The sequence below is a fragment of the Burkholderia singularis genome (genome assembly GCF_001718875.1).
In the GTDB taxonomy this organism is placed as follows: Bacteria; Pseudomonadota; Gammaproteobacteria; order Burkholderiales; family Burkholderiaceae; genus Burkholderia; species Burkholderia singularis.
In genome coordinates this window covers 286,612-299,126 of record NZ_CP013449.1, presented here as the reverse complement: position 1 = coordinate 299,126, position 12,515 = coordinate 286,612, and the positions used below count along the sequence as shown (strand labels likewise).

Genomic DNA, 12,515 nt, shown 5'->3' with positions numbered 1-12,515 from the left:
GAAATTCAATAGAACGGAGTCACCAATGGTTGGCGAAGTATCGCTTCGGGAGGGCCCGGAACCCAAGCGCACGCTGGCGCACCGGGCGGCCGCCATGATCGTCGGCGCGGCAGTCGCGTCGCTGTCCGGCTGCGCTGCGGACATTACCCCACGCACGACGCTCGTTGCACCCGGTGAAAGGGACGCGGGCGCGAACATCAGCGAAGCGGCACGCGCCGCCCGCGCGGCTCAGGCCATCGATACCGCAGGCTGGTGGAAAGCCTACGGCGATCCGCAACTCGACACGCTGATCGCTCGCGCCACCCAATCGGCGCCGAGCATGACGCTCGCGGTGGCACGCGTCGAACAAGCGCAGGCCGAGCTTGGCGCCGTGTCGTCGGGCGATCTGCCTTCGCTGAATGGCAACGGCGGTGCCCTCATCGAGCATTTTCCCGATCACTACACCTATTCGTCGCAATACGCGGGCAGAGGCGGCAGCGAAGGCCGCCTGACGCTCGACGCGCAGTACCGGCTCGACTTCTGGGGTAAGCGTCGCGAAGCGAAGGCCGCGGCCCAGGAGCGGCTGCGCGCCGCGCAAGCCGAGCAGGCCGACGCGCGCCTGCTGTTACAGACGGCGATCGTCGAAGCTTACGTCGGCCTCGATATCGCCTATAAGGTGCGCGACATCGCGACAAACGCCCTATCGCGCCGCCACGGCGTGGTCGATCTGCTGAAGTTGCGCGCGAAATCGGGGCTCGCCACCGACATCGACGCCGTACAGGCACGCGAAGCCATCACCGAGACGCGCAGCGAGATCCAGCGGCTCACCGGCGAAATCGCGCGGCGCCGCAATCAGCTTGCCGCGCTCGCGGGCGAAGGCCCGGCGTTCGGCGAGCAGCTCGCACGGCCCGCACTCGCGAACTTGGCCGACCCCGCACCGCTTTCGCCAATTCCGGCCACACTGCTCGGCTACCGGCCGGATCTCACCGTCGCGCGCGCGAACGCCGAGGCTGCGATGCATGAAATCGGCGTCGCGAAGGCTGCGTTTTATCCCGACATCGACCTGATGGCGTTCGCGGGCTTCAAGAGCCTCGACGTCGGCCAACTATTGCGCCCGGGCAGCACGGCCCTCGGTTTCGGCCCGGCAATCACGCTGCCGATTTTCGAAGGCGGCTTGCTGCAAAGCAACCTGAAGCGCCGTACAGCCCAGTACGACGCAGCCGTGAGCATTTACAACCAGACCGTTGCGACGGCGCTTTCGCAAGTGGCCGACGGCATCGTGACGCTGCGCGCCGAGCATGCGCGCAAGCTCGATGCCGACGAAGCGCTCGCGCATTGGCAGCGCGTGGTCGGACTGCAACAGGAGCGCGAACGGCAAGGCCTCTCGAGCAAGCTCGACCGCATCGCGACCGAGACGGCGCTGCTGCTCTCCGAGCGCCGCGCTGCCGAGCAGGATGCGCGCATCGCGCTTGCGCAGACTGCGTTGATTCGCGCGCTCGGCGGTGCCTGGAGCCCGTCCCGCCCCCATTCCGACCATACGACCCCATCGATCGACCATGAGTGATACCACCCAAGCCCAAACAGTTGAACAGCGCACCGTCCAGCGCAAAAAGCGCCTGACCGTCATCGCCGTGGCCGTCCTGATCGCAGGCGGAGCATGGTTCGCATGGGATGCGCTGTCGAACGGCGCCGCGCGCACGACCGACGACGCGTATGTCGGCGGCCGCGTCGTACAAATCACGCCGCAGGTAAGCGGCACGGTAACGCGCATCCTCGCCGACAACACCGATCGCGTCACGGCGGGCGCACCACTCGTCGAGATCGATTCGGCCGATGCGCGCATCGAGCTGAGTGCCGCCGAAGCGCAGCTCGCCCAGGCAGTGCGCGCCGTGCGCGGCATGTACGCAGCTGACGCACGCTACGATGCGGACGTGAAACTGCGCCGTGCCGAACTCGACAAAGCACAAGCCGACCTTGCCGCAAGGCGGGCGATCGCATCGGCCGGCGCGGTGACGGGCGAAGACGTGCGGCATGCCGAAGTCGCCGTGCGCGCCGCGCAAGCAGCGCTCGACTCGGCTCAGCAACAGCTCGTGCAGGCGCGCGCGCAAATCGACGGCTCGACGATCGAATCGCACCCCGCCGTGCAATCCGCCGCGCAACGGGTGCGCGCCGCCGAACTCGCCCTGGCTCGCAGTGTCGTGCTTGCACCTGTCTCGGGCATGGTTGCACAGCGTGCCGTGCAGTTGGGCAAACGCATTGCGCCCGGCGACAAGCTGATGTCGGTCGTACCGCTCAACCATCTATGGGTGGACGCGAACTTCAAGGAAGTGCAGCTCAAGGGCGTATGCCCAGGCCAGAAAGCAACCATCACGGCTGACATCTACGGCAAATCGGTCAAATATCATGGCGTCGTCGCCGATATCGAGGCCGGCACCGGAGCAAGCTTCGCGCTGCTGCCCGCGCAAAACGCAACCGGCAACTGGATCAAGGTCGTCCAGCGCGTACCCGTGCGCGTGTTGATCGATCCGAAGGATCTGGCCGCGCATCCGTTGCGCATCGGCATGTCGGTCGAGGCAGAAGTGATCGCCGACAAATGCGACCCCGCGGCGGCCGCAGCGCGTCACCCGCAAGTCGACGATGCAGCAGCGATTTACGCGGCGCAGCAGGCGCAAGCCGAAGTGCGCGTGCGCGAGATCATCGCCGCAAACATGGGGGCGAAGTGATGTCGGCCGCCGCTCAACCGGCCGCAGCCGGGCCGGCCGCCAAGCAGCCCATTGCGCCGCTATCGGGTTCGACACTGATCCTTGCCACGCTCGCGCTCGGCCTCGCCTCGTTCATGGCCGTTGTCGACATCACGATCGCAAACGTATCGGTGCCGACGATTTCCGGCAATGTCGGCGTAAGTTCGGACGAAGGCGAATGGATCATCACGTCGTTCGCGATCGCGAACGCTGTCTGCATTCCGCTGACAGGCTGGCTCGGCCGGCGCTTCGGTCAAGTGAAGCTGTTCGTGGCGTCGCTCGCCGCGTTCACGCTCGCCTCGGTGCTCTGCGGCCTTGCTCCGACATTCGAGACACTGCTCGCCGCGCGCGTGCTGCAAGGCGCGGTATCGGGGCCGATCGTGCCGCTTTCTCAGGCCTTGCTCGTGGCCGTCTTCCCGCGTGATAAGCAAGCGCTCGCTGTTGCGATGTGGGCGATGACGAATATGGCCGGCCCCGTGGTCGGACCCATGCTCGGCGGCTGGATCACTGATGAATACAGTTGGCCGTGGATCTTCCTCGTCAACGCGCCGGTCGGCATCTTCGTAATCGCAACAATCACAATGTTGCTGCGCGGGCATGACACGCCGACCGTCAAACTACCGGTCGACATCATCGGCCTGCTCTTGATCGCGATTGGAATTGGCTGCCTGCAAGTGACGCTGGATCGCGGCCGCACGCTCGACTGGTTTGCATCGCCCTTTATCTGCGCAACGGCCATCGCAGCCGTTCTGGGCCTCGTGGTCCTTGTGATCTGGGAGCTTGGCGATCCGCATCCGATCATCGATCTACGGCTGTTCAAGCATCGCAACTTCGCCGTCGGCACGATCGCCGTCGCAGCCGGCTTCGGGCTGTACTTCGCCGCGCTCGTGCTCGTGCCGCTGTGGCTACAAACCAATCTCGGCTACAGCTCGACTTGGGCCGGCCTGGTCACCGCACCGATGGGCGTCTTCGGAATCCTGCTTGCGCCGTTTCTAGGCAAGTGGGTAAGGCGCGTCGATGCGCGGTTCTTCGCGAGCCTTGCCTTCATCGCATGGGCGGGCGTGGCCTGGTGGCGTTCGACCATGACGACTGACGTCGACGCCGGAACGGTTGCGCTGCTGTGCTTGGCGCAAGGCATCGGGATCGGCTTCTTTTTGACCCCGCTTGTCAGCTTGTCGCTCGTCGGCGTGCCGCCGGAGAAGATCGCAGCAGCCTCGGGGCTGCAAACGGCGATCCGGATGATGTCGGGCAGCCTCATCGCATCGCTCGCGCAAACCTTCTGGGATCAGCGTGCACGCTTTCACCAAACCTACCTCGTGCGCACGCTCAACGCCCTCAACGATCAGACGGCCGCAAACGTGGCGGAATTGAAACGCGGCGGCTTCAGCGAGGATCAGGCGTGGGGCGTGATCAACCATCAACTCGATTTGCAGGCCCACATGTTGTCACTCAACGATTTTTTCTATTTTTCGACGTTTGCCTTCCTCGCTGCGCTCGCGATCGTTTGGCTCGCGCGCATGCCGAAAAAAACCGCCTGAATTTACGATCTCACTAGCCTCCCATGAACGCCTTCACGTCTTTCAAGCAAAAAAACCGCACGCTCGTACCCGTCGAGGTTGTGCAAATTCGTGACGTCACTCCGTGTATGCGTCGCATTTCCATCATCGGCGAAGGGTTGCGCACGATGGAAGTCGATCTGCCCGCGCAATGGGTGAAGCTGTTCGTGCCGACCGACCACGACGGCAAGATCGGCCGCGCATACACGATTCGCGATTTCGATGCCACTGCCGGCCGGATGGATATCGATCTCGTTCTGCACGGCGACGAAGGGCCCGCGACGAGATGGGCGGTTAATGCGCGGCTCGGCGAGACGATCGAGGTGGCGGGTCCGCGCGGCGGTTACGAAATCGATGCGCATGCAATGCATTTCACGTTGATCGCCGATGCCACCGCGTTGCCGGCAGCCGCCTCGATCCTGTCGCGGCTGCCCACATCGTCCAGCGTGCGTATCATCATCGAGGTCAACGACGCACGCGAGGAGCAGATGCTGAAGTGCCGCGCACCCGTGACAGCTCATTGGCTCCATTCGGGGCGCCAAGCGCCGGGCACAAGCGGGCAAATCGCAGCATTCGTGCGCACACTTGCGCTCGACCCGATCGAGCACCGCGTTTGGGTAGCCGGTGAATCGTCGATGGTGCGAGACGTGCGCGACCATCTGATGAAAGACCGGGCATTTGCGCGCGGCGCAATACGCTCGCAGGGCTATTGGAAATTAGGCGAGGCCGATCATCGCGACCGAGATTGATCGCTCGGCCGGCTCAAATCAAGTACAAGCGGGGGAGGAACTGCGCGACGATCGCAGCCCCGCCCCACGACGGCAGTACAAATTCTATGCGCCGGCATCGATCGCGAACGCAGCTGGCGGCCCTACTTGTGCAAGCCATTGCCGATAGCAGCGCGCTCCATTTCAAGCTCCAGGCCAATCGGTTTCAGCAAAAGCCGGCATCGATATCAGTTCGATCTCGATGCAGACGCGCGCACCCCACAGCCGGTGTACATCCGCAATCTTCCAATACAAAAAGCAGCAACGGGCAACTCAGCCGATTTGATTATTCAGGAGTCCGGCCATGAAGCCAGTACTGTTCACAAAGAGACGAATTCCCGATACCTGGTAACGGGTTGAACGTCATCTCATGCATAGTGAATTTTCGTTGTTTTTATCTAAAAAACAGGGAAATATCATATTCGAAAATAGATAAATCCAAAAAAAACGATATGCATGAGCTGGGCCAAATACCCTTGAGTATCGAATGCCGATCACAAAATGCGAGTAGCGGGTGTTGCCAAACGGACGATAGCGTCATGTATGTCGGCTGTTTAGTGCGGATACGGAACATCGCTCCCTTCATTCGTCACCAATCATTTGCTTCGTCAACGCGTACGAACCATATAGACAGGGAAAACACGGCCACTGTGCCGCGATCATCACGATTTCTCAAAATGCGAGTTGCTCAATCTGCTTTGCATAAATACACTGCAATTCGTCGAACATAATATTTCTTACCAAGCAATCGTCACTGAATCGAGATCATCGGCACAAGACCGCGGACTCGATGCAGGCAGTGTCAGTCATGTGCTGCGCGCCGTTGCTATTTCCATGCAAGTCGTTCATTGCGCCTTTCATTCGGCGCTGCTTCGTCACGACTGTATATGGTTGACGAAACATTCATTCGAGGAGGAGTGCTTGAAAAACGATTCGATTTGCCTGCCGGGTTCCGACGCACAGGCAAGCGACATCGTCATATACACAGGCGACGAATATCTCGCGAGCCTGAATGACGATCGCGAAGTCTGGCTCAATGGCGAGCGCGTCAAGAACGTGGCTCATCATCCGGCGTTCAGAAACTCGGCCAGGATGATCGCTCGCTTTTACGATGCGATTCACGACGAATCCCGCCGTGAAATTCTGACGATTCCGATGGACGACGGCAGTGGCTTTCGCTGTCACCGGTTCTTCCAGGCGCCGCGTTCGGCCGAGGAACAATTGGCCGCACGCGATGCAATTGCAGAAACCGCACGCCTCAATTACGGTTGGATGGGGCGCACGCCCGATTTCAAGGCAGCGTGGATCGGCACGTTCGGCGCAAACCGTGAACTCTACGGCGAATTTCAACACAACGCCCAGCGCTGGTATGACCTTACGCGCAAGCGCCTGCCGTTCATCAACCATGCCGTGGTGAATCCGCCGGTCGACCGGCACAAAGACCCGAATCACTCCGATGTCTTCGTGCACGTGGACGAGGAAACCGATGGCGGCCTCATCATCAGCGGCGCCAAAGTCGTCGCAACAGGCGCAGCGCTCACGCACTACACGTTCGTCGCACACTACAACGTCGTCTATCGCGACAAGAAATTCTCGCCTGTGTTCATGGTCCCGACGAATGCGAAGGGCGTGAAGCTGATTTGTCGCCAGTCGTATGAACTCAATGCATCGCGCACGGGCACGCCGTTCGATCACCCGCTATCGAGCCGCATGGACGAGAACGACTCGATCCTCGTCTTCGATCGAGTATTCGTGCCGTGGGAAGACGTATTCATGTACGGCGTCGAGCAATCGAACCGCTTCGTCGAGCATTCCGGCTTCTTCGGCCGCACGCTGATGCACGGCTGTACGCGTCTTGCGGTCAAGTTCGATTTCATATGCGGCCTGTTCATCAAGGCGGTTGAAATGACCGGCACCAGCCAATTCCAAGGCGTACAAGGCGCGGTTGGCGAAGCCATCGCGCTGCGCCACATGCTCTGGGGCTTGTCCGATTCGATGGCCTGGCGCGTGGAGCCGTGGAAAGGCGACTTCGTGCTGCCCGACACGGAATCGGCGCTCGCTTATCGGGCGCTCGCGGCAGATTCATATAGCCGATTGATCAATCTGATCCGCAAGACTGTGGCGAGTTCGCTCATCTATCTGCCTGCGCACGCAGACGATTTCCGTCAGGCCGATGAACGTTCGTATCTCGATCGCTACGTGCGCGGCGCCGACGGCGTCGATGCCGTCGAGCGTGTGAAGCTGATGAAACTGCTATGGGATGCGACCGGCTCCGAATTCGCGTCGCGGCACGAACTCTATGAGATCAACTATTCGGGCAGCTACGAAAAAAGTCGTCTCGACACGTTGAACGTGGCGCGCGGCAGCGGACGCACTGAAAAGATGACCGCGTTCGTCGATCAGTGCCTCAACGAATACGATCTCGACGGATGGCGAGCCTCCGATCTGCGCCACGCATCAGCCACCGGCTGATCGAGACTCTGTTTATCTTCTCGAACGTGTGCGCGGCGCAATGTCGTACGCACGTCAACAATCGGCACGTGATGCCGCCGATCGGAATATGAGGAATTGGGCCGTGCACGATAGAGAACGGGAAGTCGCTGTCGTAACAGGCGCCGCAAGCGGTATCGGAGCCGCGAGCGTGCGCGCTTTGGACCGCCAAGGATACGACGTGGCCTGCATCGATCGCGATCGAGCCGCACTCGACGATTTACTCGGCGATATCGGGGGACGTCATCGATCGTTTTGCGTCGACGTCTGCGACGAAAGCGCGATCGTCGATGCATTCGCGCAAATCATGCGTTGGCGCGGACGCATCGATGCGCTCGCCACGTGTGCGGGCGTTGTCGATACGACGGAATGGTCGAAGCTGTCGACGGAACGATTCGTCACCGTGATGAACGTCAACGTGCTCGGCACGTTTCTCGCCATCCGCGAGGCAGCGGCATCTATGCAAGCCGGCTCGCGTATCTGCACCGTATCTAGCGTCGCGGGCATTCGCGGTGGCGGCCTCGCCGGCACCGTCGCCTATGCGGCAAGCAAGGGCGGCGTGATTTCGATGACGAAGACACTCGCACGCGAGCTGGGGCCGCTCGGCATCACAGTCAATTGCATCGCGCCGGCTGTGATTCGCACGCCGATGCTCGATCGGACCGCGAAAACAGCCGGACAAATCGAACGTTTTCGCGGCATGACGGCGCTGCACCGTGAAGGCAGCGCGTCCGAGGCCGCGGAGGCTGTCACATGGTTCCTCTCAAAGCATTCGTCGTTCGTCACCGGCACGACGCTGCCCGTCGACGGCGGGCTCACGATGCTTTGAAATCCTATGTATGGTTCGCATGTCTTCCATTCCGGAGCATAGATGGCTATTTCCACTGATAATCCCTTTTCGCTGATGCGCACGTGGTACTTCGTCGCGGGTGCGGATCAGCAAGCGCTTCGGGATGCCGGCATAACCGGCGCCGATGTCGTGATTCAAGAACTCGAGGATTTCACACCGAACGATCTGCGCGCTGCCGCACGCGGTTACGCCCGCGATGCGATGGAGCATTGGCGGCGGCAAGGCGCGATACCGGGCGTGCGAATCAATCCGTTCACCACCTGCGGGCTCGAGGATCTCGAGGGCGTAATGCCAGCGTTACCGGCCGTCGTCATGATGTCGAAGGTCGAGACGACGGAACAGGTCGAATCGCTCGATGCCGAAATCTGCAAATGGGAACACCGCCTCGGCATTCCGATCGGCTCAACGGCAATCGTGCCGAATATCGAAAGCGCGCTCGGTATCGTCAATGCAATCCCGATCGCGCACGCAAGCGCCCGCGTGCATGCGATGCTCGTCGGCACCGAAGATATGGTCGTCGATCTCGGCGCAGATCGTTCCCGAGAAGGCACGGAATTGTTTCATCCGCGCGCGCGCTTCCTACTCGAATGTGCAGCGGCCGGCGTACTCGCGATCGATTCGCCTTATACATTCTCGGACGAAGCGGGCGCCAGCGCCGACATGCTCTGGGCACGCTCGATCGGATACAACTCGAAGGCCGTGGTGAACGCGCATCTCGTCTCGCTGACGAACCGCGGATTCACGCCATCGGACGAAAAAATTTCGCTCGCCCGTCGACAGATTGAAGCGTTCGAGACATCGCTAAGTGCGGGCATGGTGCGTGCGGAAGTGGACGGACTCGTCGTCGAGCGGCCGAGCTATGCGTCGGCGCGGCGGTTGGTTGCACGCCACGCGCAGTTGTCGGAGCGCGCCGCATCGCGGGCGATTATGCGCGGTTGACGAAGGGTGCCGGGTATCCGGCAATTGCCGCATGTCCAGCGTCGAAGTCGGTTTGGCGGCCGCTCGCGGGCGCGAGCGGCCGAGGCGGAACGAACGCGAATCAGCTCGCTTCGGCGCGCAACTGCCGAGCGGCCGTCATCGCATCTTGACGCCGATCGCCGAGAAACGGGCGCACGGTGTCGCCGGCGCGATCAACCGGGGTGTACCTAAGAAACCCGAGGATGATGCGCACGATCGAACGTTCGATCTCATCGGACGCGAATTGCCACGGAGGGTCGATCACGGCCGCATGCACCAGCGATTGCGCGACCTGAAGCAAGGTCCATGCGGCAAGATCGAAATCGATGGCGGTAATCTCGTGCTGGTGTTTTTCGAGCAGCGTGCGCAAACAGCACAGGATTTGAGTGTCGGCAGGACTGTCGGCGACCGGCGTGTCGAAGAAGCGGAATTCCTGTTCAAGCACCTGATGCAACGCAGGAGCGCTCTCGTGTTCCGCCATCATCGCACGCACGATGGCTTCAATGCTGTGCTCGAGATCACTCGATCGAGCAGCAACACATCGCTCGATCGCATTGCGCATCTGAACGGCATGCCGCTCGTGCAACGCGGCAACCAGCGAACTCTTATTCGGAAAATATTGGTAGACCGAACCAACGCTCACGCCGGCGCGTTCGGCCACCATATTCGTTGTCATACAGGCATAGCCACGCTCGGCTAAAAGCTGGGCAGTCGCCTCGAGAATCAGTTCGACCGTCTGTGCGGATCTTGCCTGCCTCGGGCGCTTGCGCGGTTGAGGAAATTCTCTCATGAAGATGCTCCTGACAAAATGCACCCGCTAATTAAAGCGAGAAAGGACTCCAAACCCATTTGGTGACCTGCATCACGGATTTGCGTTGACGGATCGTGAGCGGCCTCGATTTCCGAATAGAAAAACCGTCAAATATGCGATAAAAATATCGTCATTTTATAGTTCGCAATAGCATTAATTTTGTGTAGTTATGTCAGTTACGCGCCCGGCTCTCGGCACACGAGCATGATGTGTAGCTGATCATATTGTAGCGCAAAGAGACGGTCGATCCATTGATAAAAAATTAAGTCACCGATCCAATATTTTGCGCGTATCTCCGATGTTATCCATGCTCATAAAAGTCGGCGTATCGCACCGTCTTATAATTTGTATGACAATATTAAATTAATAAAACCGCCAAAATCAAATGCGAGCAAAAATTTCGATCAATGCTTTTCCGGAGCAGCATAAACCTTTGTGCGAACACACGGCGCATGTTCAGGCCATCGCTGATAAACACCTGCCAACACACACGACGGCCGACGGAATACTCATAACTATCTGAAACACAACACGGATTTCGAAGGATCGGCGTGATGCGGAGCATACCTAACGATTGCCCGAGGCCGAATGAGGCAATAGAAATTCACACGCGGCAAATGCGAGTTGCTGACAGCATGCCAACTCCATACCATGCGCGACAGGTGCATCGCATATTTTAAGCACCACTCGCAATCACGCCCGATTCAAAAATGGGTCCGCGTGAATTTCTCATCAAATATCAATACGAGACAACCATGAGCGAAACCGGCTATACGACACATATCGAGGTTAAATATCGGGATACGGACTCGATGGGTCATGTCAGCAGTCCTGTGTACTACGATTATTTGCAGCACGCCTACTTGAGCTATATGTTCGATTTGCTCAAGTTACCTCGCAACCAAAAGCTTCCGCACATCATGGTCAAGACTTCTTGCGAATACGTGCAGCCGGCATTCTTCGGCGATGCATTGTCGATCGAGAGTCGCGTGATCAAGTTCGGTACAAAAAGCTTCGAAATGGAGCATCTGATGCGCCGCGACGACGAACAGAACTCGATCGTTGCAAGGGGATCGTCGACACACGTGATGTTCGATTACGAAAAAAACTGTACCACCGTCGTTCCTGAAGACTTCAAGAATCAGGTTCAGTCTTATCAGACACGCTGAACGACCGTAGCCTGCGGTGCGGCGATGCTAATCAAACGGGAGCAAAGAGGAGCATATGCATTTCAATTGGACGGCTGAGCAATTGGCCATTCGCCACCAGTACGCAGCGATCGGCGGCGAAATCGCGCGCGCAGCGGCCAAGCGAGCGGAAGGATTCGACTATGACGGCTGGAACAGATTGCGCGACGAAGGACTCTGGCGTTTGATCGTGCCGGCAGACTGTCCCGCCAGCAACGAGAATTGGTGGAGTTTCACGGCGGCGCTGGAAGGCTTGTCGTCGACGATCGTCACGCCGGAACTGTTGCTATCGGTAATCGCGCAAGCCGGCATGGTGCGCGCGCTCGCACGGCATGGCACACCGGATCAGCAAAGCCGCTATCTCGATGCAATCCTGCGCGGAGAAGTCAGCGCAACAGGCATCGCGGAGTTGACCACTGGCACCGACGTGCGCAGCATCAACACTTCGCTGACAGAGGTTGGCGGCGAGTATCGCCTGAACGGCAACAAGTTCAACATCGCACATGCACCGATCATGGACTTCGCGCTGATCGTCTGCCGCGCGGGCGACGCGGATACGAACAACATCACGCTGGTGCTGCTCGACAAAGGCGTGCCGGGCTTCACGCCGGGCCGCATCGACGACAAGCTCGGCAATCGCAATCTACCCACCGGCGCGCTGCATTTCGAAGACGTCCCAGTGCGCAAGTCGCAGGTGTTGGGCATACCTGGCCGCGGGCTCGGCACATTGATCGACATCATCTCGCTGGGACGCTTGTATTACGGTCTCGTCGCCGCGCATTTAGCCGAGCCCGCGCTGCGCGACGCGCAACAGTACGCCGCGCATCGTGACAGCTTCAAGAGCACGATCGACCAACACCAGTACGTGCAAAAGCGCATCGTCGATATCCGTATCGGCATGGAACGCTCGCGCTGGCTCGCGTATGGAGCGCTCTCGCAATTGCTGGACGGACATCGCGAAGCGCTGCTGTCGTGCTCGATCGCGAAGCTCGTCGGCGCGGAGGATCTGATCAACGCCGCGACAAGTCTCGTCAAGCTCTACGGCAGCCTCGGCTATCACAACGGTAAGGTTACCGAACTGATGAGAAACGCGCTGGGTTTCGCCAGCGTCGGCGGCACAGAGGAAATGCATCGCAAGAATATTTTCAACCAGATGCAGCGTCTGGCCGCGTGATCC

Annotated in this window: 10 protein-coding genes; 9 read left to right on the top strand and 1 reads right to left on the bottom strand. The window is 59.9% G+C overall.

Annotation, left to right across the window (positions count from 1 at the left end):
* The first annotated feature begins 25 nt into the window (after nt 1-25).
* The 7 genes from AQ611_RS17340 to AQ611_RS17310 all read left to right on the top strand — a co-directional run bounded on the left by AQ611_RS17340 (nt 26) and on the right by AQ611_RS17310 (nt 9,322).
* Nucleotides 26-1,543 (top strand): efflux transporter outer membrane subunit, encoded by a 1,518-nt coding sequence (locus AQ611_RS17340; protein WP_069235497.1) that lies wholly within the window; start codon nt 26-28, stop codon nt 1,541-1,543.
* Nucleotides 1,536-2,702 carry an HlyD/EmrA/EmrK family protein gene (locus AQ611_RS17335; protein ID WP_069235496.1) on the top strand — a complete coding sequence of 389 codons (1,167 nt, stop codon included), beginning with the start codon at nt 1,536-1,538 and terminating at the stop codon, nt 2,700-2,702. Before AQ611_RS17340 ends, AQ611_RS17335 begins: the two co-directional genes overlap by 8 nt.
* On the top strand, nt 2,702-4,258 hold the full coding sequence (locus AQ611_RS17330; protein ID WP_069235495.1) for a DHA2 family efflux MFS transporter permease subunit: 1,557 nt from the start codon (nt 2,702-2,704) through the stop codon (nt 4,256-4,258). Before AQ611_RS17335 ends, AQ611_RS17330 begins: the two co-directional genes overlap by 1 nt.
* A 107-nt stretch (nt 4,259-4,365) precedes the next feature.
* Complete coding sequence (locus AQ611_RS17325) at nt 4,366-5,025, top strand: siderophore-interacting protein (protein WP_197517150.1); 660 nt, start codon at nt 4,366-4,368, stop codon at nt 5,023-5,025.
* A gap of 939 nt (nt 5,026-5,964) precedes the next feature.
* Nucleotides 5,965-7,515, top strand: a complete 1,551-nt coding sequence (locus AQ611_RS17320) for a 4-hydroxyphenylacetate 3-hydroxylase family protein (RefSeq protein ID WP_231936061.1) — start codon at nt 5,965-5,967, stop codon at nt 7,513-7,515.
* A 40-nt stretch (nt 7,516-7,555) separates the two neighbouring features.
* Nucleotides 7,556-8,362 carry an SDR family NAD(P)-dependent oxidoreductase gene (locus AQ611_RS17315; RefSeq protein ID WP_102720082.1) on the top strand — a complete coding sequence of 269 codons (807 nt, stop codon included), beginning with the start codon at nt 7,556-7,558 and terminating at the stop codon, nt 8,360-8,362.
* A 42-nt stretch (nt 8,363-8,404) separates the two neighbouring features.
* On the top strand, nt 8,405-9,322 hold the full coding sequence (locus tag AQ611_RS17310; RefSeq protein WP_069235494.1) for an HpcH/HpaI aldolase/citrate lyase family protein: 918 nt from the start codon (nt 8,405-8,407) through the stop codon (nt 9,320-9,322).
* A gap of 100 nt (nt 9,323-9,422) precedes the next feature.
* Here the strand turns inward: AQ611_RS17310 and AQ611_RS17305 are convergent, their stop codons facing one another.
* Nucleotides 9,423-10,130, bottom strand: a complete 708-nt coding sequence (locus AQ611_RS17305) for a TetR/AcrR family transcriptional regulator (protein ID WP_083237436.1) — start codon at nt 10,128-10,130, stop codon at nt 9,423-9,425.
* 776 nt (nt 10,131-10,906) lie between these two features.
* Between AQ611_RS17305 and AQ611_RS17300 the strand changes: the two genes are divergently transcribed.
* Together AQ611_RS17300 and AQ611_RS17295 are read left to right on the top strand one after the other, a co-directional pair.
* Complete coding sequence (locus AQ611_RS17300) at nt 10,907-11,320, top strand: acyl-CoA thioesterase (protein WP_069236358.1); 414 nt, start codon at nt 10,907-10,909, stop codon at nt 11,318-11,320.
* A gap of 55 nt (nt 11,321-11,375) precedes the next feature.
* Nucleotides 11,376-12,512, top strand: coding sequence for an acyl-CoA dehydrogenase family protein (locus AQ611_RS17295; RefSeq protein WP_069235492.1), 1,137 nt, complete (start codon nt 11,376-11,378; stop codon nt 12,510-12,512).
* Nucleotides 12,513-12,515: the final 3 nt, after the last annotated feature.